The sequence below is a fragment of the Paractinoplanes hotanensis genome (assembly GCF_023717965.1).
Lineage (GTDB): Bacteria > Actinomycetota > Actinomycetes > Mycobacteriales > Micromonosporaceae > Actinoplanes > Actinoplanes polyasparticus.
In genome coordinates, this window is record NZ_JAMQOL010000063.1 from 35,042 (window position 1) to 53,509 (window position 18,468).

Below are 18,468 nucleotides of genomic sequence, written 5' to 3' on the forward strand. Positions count from 1 at the left end.
ACTCCGTGGGCCCCTGGTCAGCCCGGGCCGCCGCCCGAACTCCGTACCGGATGAATTCGCAGTTGATCCTGTGCCCCGAACCACCCCGTCAGCTCGGCCACCCGGTCGGTGATCAGGCCGGCGATGCCCGCTTTCGTCAGCTCGGGCCACTCGGACATGTCGTTGGCTGTCCACGGCATCACGCCGATGCCGCGGTCGGTCAGCGTGGCCACCGTGGCCGGGTCGCCCAGCACGTCCGCCGTCGACGGGTTGAGGCAGACGACCTCCAGTTCGTCGGCCAGGGGCACGGTGTCGGCCTCGAAGCGCAGGCGCAGCAGGCCGCGGCGCAGTTCGGGGCCGGCCTCGCGGACCAGCCGGAGGATCGCCGGGTCGAAGCTCTGCACGATCGTGCGGGCGGCCAGGCCGTACGCGTTGACCATCTCGACGACGGTCTTGACCTGCGGCAGCGTGGCCGGGGGCTTGATCTCCAGCAGCAGCTCGGGGCCGGCCTCGCGGAGCAGTTCCAGGGTCGCGGCCAGGGTGGGAACGCGGACGCCGGCATAGGCCGGGGAGAACCACGAGCCCGCGTCGACGGCCGCCACCTCGGCGTAGGAGGCGTCCCAGACGTGGCCGGAACCGGTCGTCGTGCGGTCGAGCGTGCGGTCGTGGATGACGACCGGGACGTCGTCGGCCGTGGTGCGGACGTCGAACTCGACCAGCGTCGCGCCGGCCCGGACGGCGGCGGCGAAGGCGGGCAGCGTGTTCTCGGGGGCGACGGCCGAATAGCCGCGGTGGGCGACGTTGCGCATCAGGCGAGGGTGGTCTCACCCGCCGCGACCAGTACGGCCGGCCCGGCCAGCCACCAGCTGTCGTCGGCGTCGTGGGTGACCGTGAGCCGGCCGCCGGGCAGGTCGATCGCGACCACGCCCATGGCCAGGCCCGCGTCGCGCAGGGCCACCGCGCCGACTGCCAGGGCGCCCGTGCCGCAGGCCAGCGTCTCGCCCGAGCCACGCTCGAAGACGCGCATCTCGACGTGCAGATCGGCCTCGGGCAGCGGAGCGGCGCCGACCACGAACTCGACGTTCACCCCGGCCGGGAACAGCGCGCGGTCGAAGCCGGGCGGCACGTGCAGGTCGAGCGAGGCCAGGGAGAGCCCGTCGTGCAGGCCACAGACCAGGTGCGGGTTGCCGCAGTCGACGGCGACGCCGGGGAACGTCAGCGGGCCGGTGGTCGCGGTGCTCGCCGCGTACACCCGGGGGCTGGTCATGCGGACGCGGATCTGGTCGCCCTCGACGATCGCGAGCATGACCCCCGCTCGCGTGGCCACCGGGATGCCGGTGGGCGACGGGGTGGCCAGGCCGTGCGACACGAGGTAGCGCGTGAACACGCGGACGCCGTTGCCGCACATCTCGGCGACCGAGCCGTCGCTGTTGCGGTAGTCCATGAACCACTCGGCCTCGCCGGCCAGCTCGGCGCCGGCCGGGTCCTTGGCGGTGCGCACGACGCGCAGCACGCCGTCGGCGCCGATGCCGAATCGGCGGTGGCACAACGCGACCACCTGGGAAGGCGTCAGGTCGAGCGCGCCGTCGACGTCCTCGACGATCACGAAGTCGTTGCCGGCGCCGTGGCCCTTGGTGAAGTTCACGCGGTCCATTCTCGCGCAAGCGCCAGCGCGTCGGCCACCAGCGTCGGCGCGGCGGCGTCGAGCCAGGTGACCGAGGGGTCGCGCCGGAACCAGGAACGCTGCCGCCGCACGAAGCGGCGGGTCCCCCGTACGGTGTCGGCCCGGGCCTCTTCCGAGCTGAGCGAGCCGTCGATCTCCGCCAGCGCCTGCTGGTAGCCGAGCGCCCGGCTGGCCGTACGCCCCTCACGCAGTCCCCGGGGGATCAGCCTCCGAACCTCGTCGAGCAGACCCTGTTCCCACATCAGGTCGACGCGCGCGGCGATCCGATCGTCCAGCACGGCGGCGTCGCGGTCGACGCCGATCTGCACCGAGGGGTAGTGAGGTGTCGGCGCCGGCAGCGAAGCGGTGAACGGCTGCCCGGTCAGCTCGATGACCTCCAGCGCCCGCACGATGCGCCGCCCGTTCGAGGGAAGAATCTTCGCCGCGGCTTCCGGGTCGCGCGCGCGGAGCCGGTCGTGCAATGACGCCGCCCCGATGAGAGACAGCTCCTCCTCGAGCTGCGCCCGGACGGCGGGATCGGTGCCCGGGAACTCGAACTCCTCGAGCACTGCCCGGATGTACAGCCCCGACCCGCCGACCAGCAGCGGCACCCGGCCCCGGTCCGCGATGTCGTCGATCGCCGCGCGGGCCAGCTCCTGGTACTCGGCCACCGCCGCCGGGAAGGTGACGTCCCAGATGTCGAGCAGATGGTGCGGCACGCCGTCCCGCTCGGCCGGGGTGAGTTTCGCCGTGCCGATGTCCATCCCGCGGTAGAGCTGCATGGAGTCGGCGTTGACGACCTCCCCGCCCAGCTCGTGAGCGAGGGCGATGCTGAGGGCGGATTTTCCGGCCGCCGTCGGCCCGACGACAGTGACCACGCGCGGAGCTGTCTCGAACGGCACGGAGCAACGGTAGGACAAGGTTTGGCCACGGTCATCGTCGGGCGCTTCCCCGTAACCGGGTTGGACCTGTGACAATGCGCGAGAAAGAATGCCGTAGAGAAGCTAGGCGTTCAACTGTGCTGTGGCGGTGGTCACCGGTCAGGCGAGATCGGGGACGCCGGGAAGACGAGGATGGGTCATGATCGACTGGACAACCTTCGGGCGTGTGGACGCCGACGGCACCGTGTACGTCAAGACCGCGGAGGGCGACCGTGTGGTCGGCTCCTGGCAGGCGGGCACACCGGAAGAGGGGCTGGCCCACTTCGCGCGGCGCTTCGCCGATCTGGTGACCGAGGTCGACCTCGTCGAGGCCCGCCTCAAGTCGGGCGCCGCCGACGCGTCGCACTCGCTGAGCAGCGTCAAGCGCCTGCGCCAGCAGCTCGACGAGGCCCACGTCGTGGGCGACATCGAAGGGCTCGCGGCCCGCCTCGACCGCCTGGCCGGCCTGGCCGAAGAGAAGGCCGGCGAGGCCCGCGCGGCCCGCGAGCAGGCCCGCATCGAAGCCCTCGCCCGCAAGACGGCCCTGGTCGAGGAGGCGGAGAAGATCGCCGCCGAGTCGACCGGCTGGAAGTCCGCCGGCGACCGCCTCAAAGAGATCCTCGACGAGTGGAAGACCATCCGCGGCGTCGACAAGAAGACCGACGGCGAGCTCTGGAAGCGGTTCGCCACCGCGCGCGACGGCTTCACCCGCCGCCGCGGCGCCCACTTCGCCACCCTCGACGGCCAGCGCAAGCAGGCTCAGACGGCGAAGGAAGAGCTGGTCAAAGAGGCCGAGAGCCTGTCCGAATCGTCCGAGTGGGCGCCCACGGCCAACCGGCTCAAGGAACTGATGGCCGAGTGGAAGGCCGCGCCGCGCGCCGCGAAGGAGGCCGAGCAGCGCCTCTGGGAACGCTTCCGGGCCGCGCAGGACGCCTTCTTCACCCGCCGCAGCGAGGTCTTCTCGGCCCGCGACGCGGAATACAAGGGCAACCTCGACAAGAAGCAGGCGATCCTGGCCGAGGTCGAGGCGCTCGACGTCGACGCCGACCCCCGGGGCGCGCAGAACAAGCTGCGGGACGCTCAGGCCGCCTGGCACGACGCGGGCCGGGTGCCGCGCGAGTCGGCGGCGTCGCTCGACCGTCGCTGGCGCGCGGCGGAAGACCGCATCCGCGTGGCGATGGACTCGGCCTGGCGCAAGACCGCCCCGCAGGACAACCCGCTGCTCCAGCAGATGCGTGAGCAGGTGGCCGAGGCGGAATCGCGGCTCGAGCGGGCGCGCGCGGCCGGCGACCAGCGCCGCATCAAGGAAGCCGAGCAGGCCTTGTCGTCGAAGCGTCAGTTCCTCGCCCTCGCGGAGCAGGCAAACTAGATCAACTTCTATTCATAACGGTACGGAATCTCGGCCGCGCCCCGGATTGACCAGGGGCGCACAAATTCCGAGCGCCGCCTCGACACGGGCCCGGTCCCCGGTGGGACCGGGCGCCGTCCAACCGCCGCCCTTGAACGGACTGAAGGCTGAGCCTGTTTCGCGTTGTTGCCGGGTTGGCGCCGGATGACCCCCGCCGGGCATTCTGCCGGTGGGGGTCATCGCGGCTCAGAACGTTTCTTTCGGCGCTTCGTCCAGCTCGGCCGCGGACAGGGCGGCCGCGTTGTGCGTCCCGGCGACCGGGCCACGCACCGCGGCGCGGATGGCTGCCGCCACGGCCGGGGTCACCTTCGGGTCGAACACGCTGGGGATGATGACGGTGGGGTTGAGCTTGTCGTCGCCCACCACGTCGGCGATGGCCCGGGCCGCGGCCAGCGCCATCTCCTCGGTGAATTCGGTGGCGGCCACGTCGAGCATGCCGCGGAAGACGCCGGGGAACGCCAGCACGTTGTTGATCTGGTTGGGCTGGTCGGAGCGGCCGGTGGCGACGACCGCGGCGTGCCGGCGAGCCTCGCGCGGGTCGACCTCGGGGTCGGGGTTGGCCAGCGCGAAGACGATCGACTTCTCGGCCATCTTCGCGATGTGGTCGCCGGTGAGCAGGTTGGGCGCGCTCACACCGATGAACACGTCGGCGCCCACGATCGCGCCCGGCAGGTCACCGGAGTAGTTGCTCTTGTTGGTGTGCTCGGCCAGCCACTCCCACGTCTCCGACATGTCGGCCATGCCGCGGTGCAGGGCGCCCTTCCGGTCGTACGCGATGATGTCGCCCACGCCCTGGCGCAGCAGCAGCTTCATGATCGCCGTGCCGGCCGCGCCCGCGCCCGAGACCACGACACGCACGTCCTCGAGCCGCTTGCCGACCACCCGCAGCGCGTTGGTCAGCGCCGCGAGCACGCAGATGGCCGTGCCGTGCTGGTCGTCGTGGAAGACCGGGATGTCCAGCAGTTCCCGAAGGCGAGCCTCGATCTCGAAGCAGCGCGGCGCCGCGATGTCCTCGAGGTTGATGCCGCCGTAGGCCGGGGCGATGGCCCGGACGATGTTCACGATCTCGTCGGTGTCCTGCGTGTCGAGCACGACCGGCCACGCGTCGACGCCGCCGAACCGCTTGAACAGCGCGGCCTTGCCCTCCATCACCGGCATCGCGGCCGCCGGGCCGATGTTGCCCAGGCCCAGCACGGCCGAGCCGTCGCTGACCACGGCCACGGTGTTGCGCTTGATCGTCAACCGGCGCGCGTCGGCCGGGTTCTCGGCGATCGCCATGCAGACCCGGGCCACCCCCGGCGTGTACGCCCGGGAGAGCTCGTCGCGGTTGCGGAGCGCGACCTTCGAGGTGACCTCGATCTTGCCGCCGAGGTGCAGCAGGAAGGTGCGGTCGGAGACCTTGCGGACGTCGACCCCGTCCTGCTCCTCGAGCTGCTTCACGACCTGGTCGGCGTGGTTGGAGTCGGCGGTGTCGCAGGTGAGGTCGACAAGCACGCGGGTGGGGTCGGAATCGACCACGTCCAGGGCCGTCACGATGGCGCCGGCCTCGCCGACACAGGTGGTGAGCCGGCCGATGGACGAGGCGTCCGCGGTAACGGCTATCCGGATCGTGATCGAGAATCCTGCGCTCGGCAGGCGGGTCGTCACCACGGTTGTCCCTCCGACATTGGTGGGTGCGTCACCGTAATCTTGCCCCCGTGGAATATCGGGTTCCATCCGGGTCGTTGTGCATAGTCCTGCCACTCATTCGAGAACGCCCGGCCACGTTATGTGGATGCGCCGACCACGGCGACGTGCCACGATCGGGGCCGAGGAGGTCACCTTTTGCGAAACACTTACCAGGCACCCGTACTTGAGGTCGACGAGCCGGATGTGACATCCGGGGAACTCGAGCTCGAGGAGCGGCACTCGCTGCGGCGCGTCGCCGGTCTTTCCACCGAGCTCACCGACATCACCGAGGTCGAGTACCGGCAGCTGCGGCTCGAGCGGGTGGTCCTGGTCGGCGTCTGGACCGAGGGCTCCGTCGAGGATGCCGACAACTCCCTGGCCGAGCTGGCCGCGCTGGCCGAGACCGCCGGTTCCCAGGTCCTCGAGGGCCTGATCCAGCGGCGCTCCCGTCCCGACACGGCCACGTTCATCGGCCGCGGCAAGGTCGAAGAGCTGCGCGACGCGGTCGTCGCCACCGGCGCCGACACGGTCATCTGCGACGGCGAGCTCTCCCCGAGCCAGCTGCGCAACCTCGAGCAGCAGACCAAGGTCAAGGTCGTCGACCGCACGGCTTTGATCCTCGACATCTTCGCCCAGCACGCGAAGAGCAAAGAGGGCAAGGCCCAGGTCGAGCTGGCCCAGCTGCAATACCTGTTGCCGCGTCTGCGCGGCTGGGGTGACTCGCTGTCCCGCCAGGGCGGTGGAGCCGGTGGCGGGTCCGGCGGTGGCGTCGGCACCCGTGGTCCCGGTGAGACCAAGCTCGAGACCGACCGTCGCCGCATCAACCAGCGCATCGCCAAGCTGCGCCGCGAGATCAAGGCCATGCGCACCGTACGTCAGACCAAGCGCTCGCGCCGGCAGAGCAGCGGCGTCCCGGCCGTGGCGATCGCCGGCTACACCAACGCCGGCAAGTCGAGCCTGCTCAACCGTCTGACCCAGGCCGGCGTTCTGGTCGAGGACGCGTTGTTCGCCACCCTCGATCCGACCACGCGGCGCACGGCGGCCGAAGACGGGCGCGTCTACACGCTCTCCGACACGGTCGGTTTCGTCCGCCACCTGCCGCACCAGATCGTGGAGGCGTTCCGCTCCACGCTCGAAGAGGTGTCGTACGCCGATCTGGTCGTGCACGTCGTCGACGGAGCCCACCCCGACCCCGAGGGTCAGGTCAGCGCCGTACGCGAGGTGCTGGCCGACGTGAGCGCCGACGCCATCCCCGAGCTGCTGGTGATCAACAAGATGGACGCCGCGGACGAGGAGACGGTGCTGCGGCTGAAGCGCGCGTGGCCCGACGCCGTGTTCGTGTCGGCCCGGTCCGGCGCGGGCATCGCCGAGCTGCAGCAGGCGATCGCCGAGCGGCTGCCCAAGCCCGCGGTGGATCTGCGTGTTCTGCTCCCCTATGACCGGGGTGATCTGGTCGCCCGGATTCATCGGACCGGTCAGGTGCTGCACACCCTCCATGTGGAGGAGGGCACCGAGATGAGAATCCTCGTCGACGAGCGACTCGCCAACGAGCTGGAGTCCTTCCGGCACTGAGCGTGCCGAGTGCCCTGCTTCGCAGTGAGGGCTTGACTGACGCGTAACACCAGTACGGGACGCCGCATGCGACACTGATCGGATGCGGCGTCTCGTGTTCCCGGTGATCGTGGCCTCCGGGCTGGTGATGATCGGTCCGTCCATGGCGTTTGCCGAGGATCCGGCCCCGACGGTCAGCGTTCCCGCCGTTGCGGGCAAGAAGATGTGCAAGATCAGCGACGACCGGATCGACGAGGCGTCCGGTCTCGTCGCCACCAAGTCGGGCTACGTCGTCGTCAACGACAGCACCGACAAGGACAGCCACAAGCGCATCTTCTTCCTCAACACCAAGTGCGAGGTCACCAAGGCGGTCAAGTATTCGGGCAAGGGACCGTTCGACCCGGAGGATCTGATCCTCTCGCCCGACGGCACGAAGCTCTGGATCGCCGACATCGGCGACAACAAGTTCGACACCGAGGATCGCCGCCCGGCCGTCAGCCTCTGGTCGATGCCGTCGAACGGCTCGGCCGAGCCCACGATCCACCGGCTCAGCTACCCCCAGGGCGACGCCCACGACGCCGAGGCGCTGCTGTTCAGCGGCGACGGCTCCCCGCTGATCGTCACTCGCGAGATCGGCAAGCCGGCCTACGTCTATCAGCCCACGGCGCCGCTGAAGGCCAAGAACGAGGTCGGCGTGCCGATGAAGCGCGTCGCCGAGCTTCCCGTCTCGGCCACCCAGACCGACGGCAACCCGCTGGCCCGCATCGGCAACCAGACGATCAGCGGCGGCGCGGTGGCGCCCGGCGGCACCAAAGTGGCGCTGCGCACCTACACCGACGCGCTCGAGTGGGACGTGACCAACGGCGACGTGCTGGGCGCGCTCAAGAACGAGCCCCGCACGACCGGCCTGCCCAACGAGATCACCGGCGAGGCGATCAGCTACAGCCCCGACGGCAAGGTCTTCTACACGGTCTCCGACATGAACGGCGAGACCGGGACGGCCAACTACATCCTCCGCTACACGCCGGCCACCACTGTGGCCACCGCCGCCAAGAACGGCGGCGACGAGAGCGGCGAGAAGTGGTACGCCAACCTCGAGCTGAGCGACATCACGTACGCCGTGGGCGGGGTCGGCCTGCTCGGGCTGATTCTGGTCGGGGCGGGCGTGCTGGGGATCACGCGGCACCGCAAGCGCATGGCCGCCATGCCCGCGGTGGCCGACGACGACGACTTCAAGAACCCGCTCGAGGGCGATCCCGAGACCGAGTTGATCGGTGTCGGCGGCACCCCGCAGCGGGCCGGGGTCTATGGCGGGGCGCGGTCGGGCCCGGTGGTGAACGGCTCGTCCGGGCCCGCGGCCAACGGCGTCTACGGCGGCAAGCCGCAGTCCAACGGGGTCTACGGCGGCGCACCGGCCAAGGCGAACGGCCAGCAGCCGGCGCGCGCCGGCGTGTACGGCGGCAAGGGCGCCCCGGGCCCGGGTGGTCAGCCTCCGCGTGGCCCCCAGGGTCAGCCGCCCCGTGGTCCGCAGGGTCAGCCCCCGCGTGGCCCTCAAGGTCAGCCGCCGCGTGGTCCGCAGGGTCAGCCTGCGCGTGGTCCGCAGGGTCAGCCTGCGCGTGGTCCCCAGGGTCAGCCGCCGCGTGGTCCGCAGGGTCAGCCGCCGCGTGGTCCGCAGGGTCAGCCTGCGCGTGGTCCCCAGGGTCAGCCGCCCCGCGGCCCCCAGGGTCAGCCCCCGCGTGGTCCCCAGGGTCAGCCCCCGCGTGGTCCGCAGGGTCAGCCGCCGCGTGGTCCGCAGGGTCAGCCGCCGCGTGGTCCGCAGGGTCAGCCCCCGCGTGGCCCCCAAGGCCAGCCGCCGCGTGGTCCGCAGGGACAGCCGCCGCGTGGGCCGCACGGCCAACCGCCGCGGGGTGGCGGCGGCGGGGTCTACGGCGGCAACAGCGGCGGCCAGCCGCCGGTCGCGAGCAACGGCTACAACGAGTTCCGCCGGACCGCCGAGGGCCGTTTCGACGGCTACAGCCCCCGTTAAGTCCTTCCAGGCTCGGCCAAGGCCCGGTTAGGGGCCGGGCTCGTGCCCGACGTCCGGCCGCTCCAAGGCTCGGCCCCTCATCCAGACCGCGCCAGGCATAGCCCGCGCCCAGCCCGTGCTTACTGCCGGGCGCTGCGCCCAGCGTCGTGCTTACTGCCGGGCGCTGCGCCCAGCGTCGTGCTTACGGGCAGGCGTTGCGCTCAGCCTCGGCCGGGCGTTGCGCCCAGGCTGGGCCGGGTGCTGCGCCCAGGCTGGGCCGGGTGCTGCGCCCAGGCTGGGCCGGGTGCTGCGCCCAGGCTGGGCCGGGTGCTGCGCTCAGGCTGGGCCAGGTGCTGCGCCCAGGCTGGGCTTGCGGTCGGCTCAGACGCGGCGCAGGACGGCCACGACGCGGCCCATGATGGTCGCGTCGTCGCCGGGGATCGGGTCGAAGGCCGGGTTGGCCGGCATCAGCCACACGTGCCCGTCACGCTGGCGGTAGCGCTTCACGGTCGCCTCGCCGTCGATCATCGCGGCCACGATGTCGCCCGCGTTGGCCGTGGGCTGCTGCCGTACGACGACCCAGTCGCCGTTGCAGATGGCCGCGTCGATCATCGAGTCGCCCTTGACCTCGAGCATGAAGACCTCGCCCTCGCCGACCAGCTCGCGCGGCAGCGGGAAGAACTCTTCGACGGCCTGCTCGGCCAGGATCGGGCCACCGGCGGCGATGCGGCCGAGCAGCGGCACATAGGCCGGCTGGGGACGGGCCGACCGCATCGTCTCGTCGTCGACCATCTCGGCGGGGGAGCGCACATCGACGGCCCGCGGCCGGTTGGGGTCGCGCCGCAGGAAGCCCTTGGTCTCGAGCGCCTTCAGCTGGTAGGCCACGCTTGACGGCGAGACCAGCCCGACCGCCTCGCCGATCTCACGGACGCTCGGCGGGTAGCCGTAGCGGTCGACCCAGTCGCGGATGAACTCGAGGATGCGGCGCTGTCGGGCGGTCAGATCGGCCGTGACCGGCTCGGGGAACTGGCTGACCACCGGAGTGACGGAACGCAGCTGCGGCGCGTCGGCGGCACGCCCGCGGCTCGGTGTGCGGCGGCGCAGGGCCGCGCCGTTGTCGGGCTTGGTCTGATGTTGCCGGCTGCTCGTCCGGTCGTCGGTCGACACGTCCGCCTCCCTGTCGGCCAGTGCCTTGTCGGCACGTGGTGCTCTTCGCGGAGCCGAGCGCCTTGCCGTGGGGATGGCGTGTGCCCGGCTGACCCCTTTGAGGGAGAACCGTAATCGCGGGGTGCGACATATTCAAACATCTGTACGACATTCTTCCGGCGTGTCGCCCGGAAGTGCTCGACTTCCGTACGCGTGTTCTGATAGACCGTCGTACGGGCGTTCGATCGAACGCCCGTACGAAGATCGTCTTCCGCCGGGAGGAAAGCCATGGTGACGAACGTTGTGGTGGCCCCGAGGGTGCGGCCGGGCCAGCCCCCGCTGCGGCTCACCCGGCGCGGGCGGGCCGTTGTGCTCGGCTTCCTGGTCATGCTGGCCTCGGTCGCCAGCGCCGTGTTGTTCACCACCGCGTCCCGGGCCGAGCAGCCGCCGTCCGGCCCGCCGCCGTCGATCGTGGTCCGCCCGGGTGACACGTTGTGGGACATTGCCGCGCGCACCTCGCCCGAGCGCGACGGCCGGGCGGCTGTCGACGAGTTGCGCCGCCTCAACGGCCTGTCGGGCTCCGTCGTGTGGCCCGGCGATGTTTTGATCTTGCCGCGGGACGCGTGATCGAAGCGGGGCTCCGCAAGATCAAAGCGGTGTCCGGCGGGAAAACAGCGCATGATCACCTCGTTCCGTGAGGGCGCGGTCAACCGCTCGTGTTGAGTCGCAAAATACGGCGCGTCGGCGTGCCAGTTGGCTTGCGTCCGCGTCCGCTGCGGCATAGCGTCTACCCCAACATCTAGTAGTTACAAGGGTGTAAGTCATCCACAGGTTGGGGTTCGCCTCCACCGGTTATCCACAGGCCGTGAACGGCGCGAGCTGGCCCGTTGCCAGCGAGTAGCCGTATTTTTGCGTGCCCGCGTTTCCGGTGACAGGCGCCGGAGGGGGTTCCAGGTGCGCTGTCCGTACTGTCGCCACGCCGATTCTCGCGTGGTCGACTCGCGCGAGGCCGACGACGGTCAGTTGATCCGTCGCCGTCGATCGTGCCCCGAGTGCGGCAAGCGGTTCACCACGGTCGAGGAGGCCGTTCTCGCCGTCGTGAAGCGCAGCGGTGTCACCGAGCCCTTCAGCCGCACCAAGATCATGAGCGGTGTCCGCAAGGCCTGCCAGGGTCGGCCCGTCGACGAGGACTCGATCGCGCTGCTCGCGCAGAAGGTCGAAGAGACCGTCCGGGCCAAGGGCGCGGCCGAGATCCCCAGTCACGAGGTCGGGCTGGCGATCCTGGTCCCGCTGCGGGAACTCGATCAGGTGGCCTATCTCCGGTTCGCCAGCGTCTACAAGTCCTTCGACTCGCTCGACGAGTTCGAGAAGGAGATCACCGCGCTCCGCGAGGCGACGATCGCCCGTGAGTCCGGTCTGCGCCACCCGGTGGCGCCGCGGTCCGGCGGCCGCACACCGAAAATCGGCGGATGACGAAGCCGAAGCGGACCACGAAGCAAAGACGAGTGGTAGAAGCAGTGTCAACGAGGGGGAGCAGTATGGCCGGGGACGGCATCACAGCAGGTCGGCAGCGCAGCCGTACGAACGGCAACAGCGCGGCCGGCGGGGGGCTGCGGGTCGAGCGGGTCTGGACGACCGAGGGGGTCCACCCGTACGACGAGGTCGAGTGGGAGCGCCGCGACGTCGTCATGACGAACTGGCGGGACGGTTCGATCAACTTCGAGCAGAAGGGTGTCGAGTTCCCCACCGCGTGGAGCATCAACGCGGCGAACATCGTCACCACCAAGTACTTCCGCGGAGCGGTCGGCACGCCCGACCGTGAGTGGTCGCTCAAGCAGCTGATCGACCGGGTCGTCTCGACCTACCGCGCGGCGGGCGAGAAGCACGGCTACTTCGCCACCAAGGCCGACGCCGAGCTGTTCGACCACGAGCTGACCTGGATGCTGCTGCACCAGGTGTTCAGCTTCAACTCGCCGGTCTGGTTCAACGTCGGCACCAAGTCGCCGCAGCAGGTCAGCGCGTGCTTCATCCTCTCGGTCGACGACTCGATGGACTCCATCCTCGACTGGTACAAGGAGGAGGGGCTGATCTTCAAGGGTGGCTCCGGCTCCGGCGTCAACCTGTCGCGCATCCGCTCGTCCAAGGAACTGCTGTCGTCCGGGGGGACCGCCAGCGGACCGGTGAGCTTCATGCGCGGCGCCGACGCGAGCGCCGGCACCATCAAGTCCGGTGGCGCCACCCGGCGGGCGGCCAAGATGGTCATCCTCGACGTCGACCACCCCGACATCGAAGAGTTCGTGCAGACCAAGGCGCGTGAGGAAGACAAGATCCGCGCCCTGCGTGACGCCGGCTTCGACATGGACCTCGGCGGCGCCGACATCGTCAGCGTGCAGTACCAGAACGCCAACAACTCGGTCCGCGTCAGCGACGAGTTCATGAAGGCGTACGAGGCGGGCGCCGAGTTCGGCCTGCGCAGCCGGCAGGACGGCGAGGTCATCGAGACCATCGACGCCAAGAAGCTGTTCCGCGACATCGCCCAGGCCGCCTGGGAGTGTGCCGACCCAGGCATGCAGTACGACGACACCATCAACGACTGGCACACCAACCCCGAGACCGGCCGCATCACCGCGTCCAACCCGTGCTCGGAGTACATGTCGCTGGACGACTCGTCCTGCAACCTGGCGTCGCTCAACCTCATGAAGTTCCTCAAGGCCGACGGCGGCTTCGAGGTGGAGAAGTTCGTCAAGAGCGTCGAGTTCATCATCACCGCGATGGAGATCTCGATCGCGTTCGCCGACTTCCCGACCGAGAAGATCGGCGTCACCACGCGGGCCTACCGTCAGCTCGGCATCGGCTACGCCAACATCGGCGCGCTGCTGATGGCCTCGGGCCTGCCGTACGACTCGGAGGCCGGCCGGAACGTCGCCGCCGCCATCACGTCCCTGATGACCGGCACGGCCTACCGCCGCTCGGCCGAGATCGCCGGGGTCGTCGGCCCGTACGAGGGCTACGCCCGCAACGCCGACGCGCACAAGCGCGTCATGCGCAAGCACGCCGCCGCCAACGACGACATCCGCCCGGCCGGCTCGGTCGCCACCGACCTCGTCCGCGAGGCGACCAAGCAGTGGCAGGAGGGCCTCAAGATCGGGGAGAAGAACGGCTGGCGCAACGCCCAGGCGTCGGTGCTCGCCCCGACCGGCACCATCGGCCTGATGATGGACTGCGACACCACCGGCATCGAGCCCGACCTGGCCCTGGTCAAGTTCAAGAAGCTCGTCGGCGGCGGCTCGATGCAGATCGTCAACCAGACGGTTCCGCGCGCCCTGCGCAGCCTCGGCTACCCCGAGGAGCAGGTCGAGGCGATCATCGAGCACATCTCCGAGAACGGCAACGTCGTCGACGCCCCGGGCCTCAAGCCCGAGCACTACGCGGTCTTCGACTGCGCCATGGGCGAACGCGCGATCGCGCCGATGGGCCACGTGCGCATGATGGCCGCGGTGCAGCCGTTCATCTCGGGCGCCATCTCGAAGACGGTCAACATGCCCGAGACGGCGACCGTCGAAGAGATCGAGAACATCCACTACCAGGGCTGGAAGCTCGGCCTGAAGGCGCTCGCGATCTACCGCGACAACTGCAAGGTCGGTCAGCCGCTGTCGGCCGCCGGTACCAAGAAGACCACGACCGAGGTCACCCCGGCCGCGTCGACCGAGGTCGAGAAGGTCGTCGAGAAGGTCATCGAGTACCGCCCGGTCCGCAAGCGCCTGCCCAAGAAGCGCACGTCCGAGACGGTGTCCTTCTCGGTCGGCGGCGCCGAGGGCTACCTCACCGCGTCGAACTACCCCGACGACGGCCTCGGCGAGGTCTTCCTCAAGATGTCGAAGCAGGGCTCGACGCTGGCCGGGGTGATGGACGCCTTCTCCGTCGCCATCTCGATAGGGCTGCAGTACGGCGTCCCGCTCGAGACGTACGTCAGCAAGTTCACCAACATGCGCTTCGAGCCGGCCGGCATGACCGACGACCCCGACGTGCGCATGGCGTCCTCCGTGATGGACTACATCTTCCGTCGCCTGGCGCTCGACTTCCTGCCGTACGACACCCGGGCCGACCTCGGCATCTTCACGGCCAAGGAACGGGCCGCCCAGGTCCAGGCCGAAGCCGCCGCCGACGCCGCCGCCGCAGTCGACCTGGCCGGCATGGCCGCGTCCGCCCCGGTCTCCGCCCCCGTGGGCGCAGCTTCCGCCCCCGTCGAGGCCAAGCCCCCGACACTCGACGCGGGGGACAAGGCAGCCCCCTCCCCGGTCGCCGGCTCCTCCACCGAACTGCTCGAGATCGTGACGGGCCACTCGGCCGACGCGCCGCTCTGCTTCACCTGCGGCACCAAGATGCGCCGGGCCGGCAGTTGCTACGTCTGCGAGGGCTGCGGCAGCACCTCCGGCTGCAGCTGAGGCCGGGCAGCACGAAAAGGGCGGCCCGGCGTATGCCGGGCCGCCCTTTCCATTCAGGGGAGCAGGGTGTCGTTGACGGTGGTCACCGTGCCCAGGGTGAGGGTGAACTCGGTGGCCTCGTCGTAGGAGGCGGCCTGGTACGCGTACTGGCGCAGGCCGTCAGCCGTGCGGAACGAGACCTTGACCGGGCCGGGGTTCAGCTTCTGGAAGTTATAGCGGCCGTCCGCGTCCGTGGTGGTCTGGAGCTCGAACGCGGTCTCGGTGTAGATGAACCGGACCGTGGCCGCCCCGACCGGCGCCCCCGCGGCGTCGACGAGGCGACCGGTGAGGGACGCGGTTTCCAGGAACTGGTCGTCGACCCTTACCTTCTGGCCCGACGCGACCGTGTAGTGGCGGGCCTGCTGCTCGTCGGTGGTGCCCACGGCGTACTGCTGGAAGTTGCCGTCGCGGTAGCTGACGACGTAGTCGCCGCGGGGCGGCACCGGCAGCGAGTACGTGCCGTCGGGGGCCGTCGTGGTCTGGAACGGGCGGGCCGTGTTGTAGTCGTCGACGGTGACCGGCACGCCGGCCGCGGGGCCACCCGTCGGCGTGGTCAGCCGGCCGGAGAACGAGCCCGCCCGCTCGACGACGCTGTTGACGACGGTGAGGCGGTGGGCCGTCACCGGATAGATCCGGGCGTTCTGGTGGCTGCGCTCGCGGCCGGGTGCGTACTCGGACCAGCCGGCCAGTCCGATCTCGACCCTGTACCGGCCGGCGTCGAGGTCGGCGACCCGCCACTTGCCGGCGGCGTTGGTCGTGGTGACGGCGACGGGGTTGCTGTCCTCGTTCACGGTGGGCCAGACGCTGATCGTGGCGCCGGCCACGACCGCGCCCCGGTCGTTCCGGACCGTCCCGGTGAACAGGCCGTTGTTCCAGCCGGCCTGGGCGGGTGACGCGCCGGCCGCTACTGCTCCGGCTCCCGCCACGGCGGCGGCGAGAACGGTTCTGACGATGACTCTCGGTGCTCGCACTGTCGTGTCCCTTTCGGATAGTTGCCTGCTGCCCAGAACCTATGGGCGGCAGGGAACGCGGAGCATCGATGCGGCCGGCTCGCGGCACGAACTTGGTAGTCGACCGATCACACTCCGCATCGCCGGGCCGGATGGGCTAATCTGAGTGGCGCGTGTCGGGTACGCGCCGAGACTCGCCGGAAGGCTTGAAGCCATCCCCGCCAAGGTGGCACTGTGCCTGTGCGAGTCCGGGCGCTGAGCGAGGAACCATGAAGACCCTGCCCGACAACGCCAACCTCGACCACCTGCGCCGCCAGGCCAAGGATCTGCTGGCCGGCCTGCGCGACTCGGACCCCGGCACGAGCCTGGCCGACGCCCAGGCCGCCCTGGCCGGGCAGTACGGATTCCGTACGTGGGCCGATCTGAAGGCCGAGGTCGACCACCACAGCCGAGCCGAGGTCGCCCCGGCCGGGTTGGCCCAGCAGATCGCTGACTGGTTCGCCCTGGGATCGGTGCGCGGCGAGATGCGGTCCTTCGCCCGTCCCGACGAGTCGGGCCGGCGCTGGCTGCTCGAGACGGACCGCGGCCGGTTCGCCCCGCGTACGGTCGACGACGTCTATCCGCCGACCGACGGCGAGCAGAACACCCGCTTCCAGGAGCAGGCGGCCCGCGCCGGCGTGCTGCTGCCGGCTCCCATCCGCAGTGTCGACGGCGCGGCCTCGGAGCTGATCCTCGGCAACCGGTGGCGTGTCTACGAGTCGCCGCGTTCGGGTCCGCCACTGGCCGCTCCCGTCAGTGGCACGATCACCCACGAGGTGGGCCGGCTGCTGGCGATCCTGCACGGCCTGGCCTTCCCGGCGCCGGGCATTTGCCCCTGGAACGCCGGGCGCCTGACCGGGGCGAGCTGGCCCGAACTGGCCGACCGTGCGCATGCCAAGGCGGCTCCGTGGGCGCCGCTCCTCACCGCCGCCGTCCCCACCCTGGTGGGGTTGGGGTCGCTGGGCGGCGGGACGGCTACGAAAACTCCGGTTCTCTGCCACAACAACTTCAACCCGGGCAACGTACGCGTGGGGTCCGCCGGTCGTCTCGTGATCACGGGCTGGGAGCACGCGGCCGGTCTGCCGCCGGAGTGGGAGCTGGCCGCCACCCTGACGAGGTGGACGGTGGACCCGGACGGCGGCGTCAACGTCGCCGGCGCCCGGGCCCTGCTGGCCGGTTACGGCGCCGAGCCGGGCGCGCTGACCCTCGCGTCGTTCCACGGCGCGGCGACAGCGTTGCAGAACTACGTCGCCGGTCAGCTGGATCTGGCTCTCGAGGCCGCCACCCCCGGGGAGGTCCGCTACGCCGACCGCAACGTCCGTCATCTGCTGACCCACCTGCCGTGCCGGAGCACCTTCGAGCAGCTCCTGGAGGTCCAGGTTTAACGTGTAAGTTGAGGTCGTGACCGCGACTGAACTCGATCGTCCACGCCTCGACCGAGCGCGAATCGCCGTCGGCTTCACGTTCGCCACCAACGGTCTGGCGTACGCCGGCTGGCTCGCCCGGGCGCCCGCGGTCCGCGACGGTCTGGAACTGTCAGCCGCCGGTTTCGGTCTGCTGCTGCTCTGCCTCTCGGCCGCCGCAATCGCTGCCATCCCGCTGGCCGGCCCGCTCGTGCAGCGGGTCGGCCCGGCCCGCGCCGTCCTCCTCGGCAGCACGTCGATGGTCGTCGGCCTGACCGGCCTCGCCACCGGCACGCTCCTCGGCTCGGTCCCGCTCGCGGGCGTCGGCCTGGTGCTGGTCGGCATGGGGAACAGCACCTGGGACGTCGCCATGAACGTCGAGGGGGCCGACGTCGAGCGCCGCCTGGGCCGGACGATCATGCCGCGCTTCCATGCCGGCTTCAGCCTGGGCACGGTTGTCGGCGCCGCGTTCAGCGCCGTGGCTGCCGCGGCCGGGCTCCCCATCTGGGCGCAGCTCTACATCACGGCGGCGCTCGCGGCGGCCGTCACCGCTCCGACCGTGCGCCACTTCCTGCCGTACCATCCGCTGCCGGCCGGCCAGAAGCCCGCGATGAGTGTCCGCCGCGCCTGGCGTGAACCCCGCACCGTGCTGATCGGCCTGGTCATGCTCGGGTTCGGCTTCACCGAGGGCACCGCCAACGACTGGCTGGCCATCGGCCTGGTCGACGGCTACGGCGCCGGCGACACCGTCGGTGCGATCGCCTTCGGCGTGTTCGTCACCGCCATGACGCTGGGTCGCCTCTTCGGCGGTTACGCCATCGAACGCTGGGGCCGGGTCTTCACCCTGCGGGTCACCGCGGGCTCGGCCGTGCTGGGCCTGCTGCTGGTCGTGACCGAGGTCGGCGTGCCGGTCGCCATCGCCGGCGCCCTGCTGTGGGGAGCGGGCGCGTCGCTCGGCTTCCCCATCGGCATGAGCTCCGCGGCCGACGACCCGGCCCGGGCGGCGATCCGGGTCTCGGTGGCCGGGTCCATCGGCTACGGCGCGTTTCTCGCCGGCCCGCCCCTGATCGGGCTGCTGGCCGAACATCTGGGCGTCCTGCGGGCCATGCTCTGCGTCTTCGGCGCCCTGGCCATCGGCCTGATCGCCTCCGGGGCCACCCGGCCGCTGCCGGTCGAGCCGGACGGGGTGGCACGAGCGACGAAGGAGTGACAGCCTCGGGGGCCACCCGGCCGCTGCCGGTCGAGCCGGACG

At 70.7% G+C, this 18,468-nt stretch carries 14 protein-coding genes; 8 read left to right on the forward strand and 6 right to left on the reverse strand.

Going from position 1 to position 18,468, the window contains the following annotated elements; genetic code table 11:
* Positions 1-17 precede the first annotated feature (17 nt).
* From LXN57_RS39520 to miaA, 3 genes are read right to left on the reverse strand one after another with little or no spacing between them, the layout of a single operon-like run.
* On the reverse strand, positions 18-788 hold the full coding sequence (locus tag LXN57_RS39520; RefSeq protein WP_251803354.1) for a glycerophosphodiester phosphodiesterase: 771 nt from the start codon (positions 786-788) through the stop codon (positions 18-20).
* Positions 788-1,624 (reverse strand): diaminopimelate epimerase, encoded by an 837-nt coding sequence (dapF, locus tag LXN57_RS39525; protein ID WP_251803355.1) that lies wholly within the window; start codon positions 1,622-1,624, stop codon positions 788-790. Before dapF ends, LXN57_RS39520 begins: the two co-directional genes overlap by 1 nt.
* Entirely contained in the window at positions 1,621-2,544 is a 924-nt protein-coding gene (miaA, locus tag LXN57_RS39530) for a tRNA (adenosine(37)-N6)-dimethylallyltransferase MiaA (protein WP_251803356.1), read from the reverse strand. Before miaA ends, dapF begins: the two co-directional genes overlap by 4 nt.
* A gap of 178 nt (positions 2,545-2,722) precedes the next feature.
* Here miaA and LXN57_RS39535 point away from each other — a divergent pair, with 178 nt between their 5' ends.
* Positions 2,723-3,931, forward strand: coding sequence for a DUF349 domain-containing protein (locus tag LXN57_RS39535; RefSeq protein ID WP_251803357.1), 1,209 nt, complete (start codon positions 2,723-2,725; stop codon positions 3,929-3,931).
* 225 nt (positions 3,932-4,156) lie between these two features.
* On the opposite strand, the gene LXN57_RS39540 is transcribed toward LXN57_RS39535, so the two are convergent.
* Positions 4,157-5,620 carry an NAD-dependent malic enzyme gene (locus LXN57_RS39540; protein ID WP_251803358.1) on the reverse strand — a complete coding sequence of 488 codons (1,464 nt, stop codon included), beginning with the start codon at positions 5,618-5,620 and terminating at the stop codon, positions 4,157-4,159.
* 174 nt (positions 5,621-5,794) lie between these two features.
* Between LXN57_RS39540 and hflX the strand changes: the two genes are divergently transcribed.
* Positions 5,795-7,210 carry a GTPase HflX gene (gene hflX / locus LXN57_RS39545; RefSeq protein ID WP_251803359.1) on the forward strand — a complete coding sequence of 472 codons (1,416 nt, stop codon included), beginning with the start codon at positions 5,795-5,797 and terminating at the stop codon, positions 7,208-7,210.
* A gap of 82 nt (positions 7,211-7,292) precedes the next feature.
* A complete protein-coding gene (locus LXN57_RS39550) occupies positions 7,293-9,215 on the forward strand; it encodes a hypothetical protein (RefSeq protein ID WP_251803360.1) in 1,923 nt (640 codons plus the stop codon).
* 360 nt (positions 9,216-9,575) lie between these two features.
* Here the strand turns inward: LXN57_RS39550 and lexA are convergent, their stop codons facing one another.
* The gene (gene lexA / locus LXN57_RS39555; RefSeq protein WP_438872966.1) at positions 9,576-10,361 is read right to left on the reverse strand and encodes a transcriptional repressor LexA; all 786 of its coding nucleotides are present in this window, start codon (positions 10,359-10,361) and stop codon (positions 9,576-9,578) included.
* Between the two features lie 267 nt (positions 10,362-10,628).
* Here lexA and LXN57_RS39560 point away from each other — a divergent pair, with 267 nt between their 5' ends.
* From LXN57_RS39560 to LXN57_RS39570, 3 genes are all read left to right on the forward strand, one after another.
* Positions 10,629-10,967: a LysM peptidoglycan-binding domain-containing protein gene (locus LXN57_RS39560; protein WP_251803362.1), complete on the forward strand. Its 339-nt coding sequence runs from the start codon at positions 10,629-10,631 to the stop codon at positions 10,965-10,967.
* Between the two features lie 327 nt (positions 10,968-11,294).
* On the forward strand, positions 11,295-11,813 hold the full coding sequence (nrdR, locus tag LXN57_RS39565) for a transcriptional regulator NrdR (protein WP_251803363.1): 519 nt from the start codon (positions 11,295-11,297) through the stop codon (positions 11,811-11,813).
* 65 nt (positions 11,814-11,878) lie between these two features.
* Positions 11,879-14,785 (forward strand): vitamin B12-dependent ribonucleotide reductase, encoded by a 2,907-nt coding sequence (locus LXN57_RS39570; protein WP_251803364.1) that lies wholly within the window; start codon positions 11,879-11,881, stop codon positions 14,783-14,785.
* Between the two features lie 53 nt (positions 14,786-14,838).
* Here the strand turns inward: LXN57_RS39570 and LXN57_RS39575 are convergent, their stop codons facing one another.
* The gene (locus tag LXN57_RS39575; RefSeq protein ID WP_251803365.1) at positions 14,839-15,795 is read right to left on the reverse strand and encodes an MSCRAMM family protein; all 957 of its coding nucleotides are present in this window, start codon (positions 15,793-15,795) and stop codon (positions 14,839-14,841) included.
* 248 nt (positions 15,796-16,043) lie between these two features.
* Here LXN57_RS39575 and LXN57_RS39580 point away from each other — a divergent pair, with 248 nt between their 5' ends.
* Positions 16,044-17,198, forward strand: a complete 1,155-nt coding sequence (locus tag LXN57_RS39580) for a phosphotransferase (RefSeq protein WP_251803366.1) — start codon at positions 16,044-16,046, stop codon at positions 17,196-17,198.
* A 16-nt stretch (positions 17,199-17,214) separates the two neighbouring features.
* Entirely contained in the window at positions 17,215-18,426 is a 1,212-nt protein-coding gene (locus LXN57_RS39585) for an MFS transporter (RefSeq protein WP_251803368.1), read from the forward strand.
* Positions 18,427-18,468 lie beyond the last annotated feature (42 nt).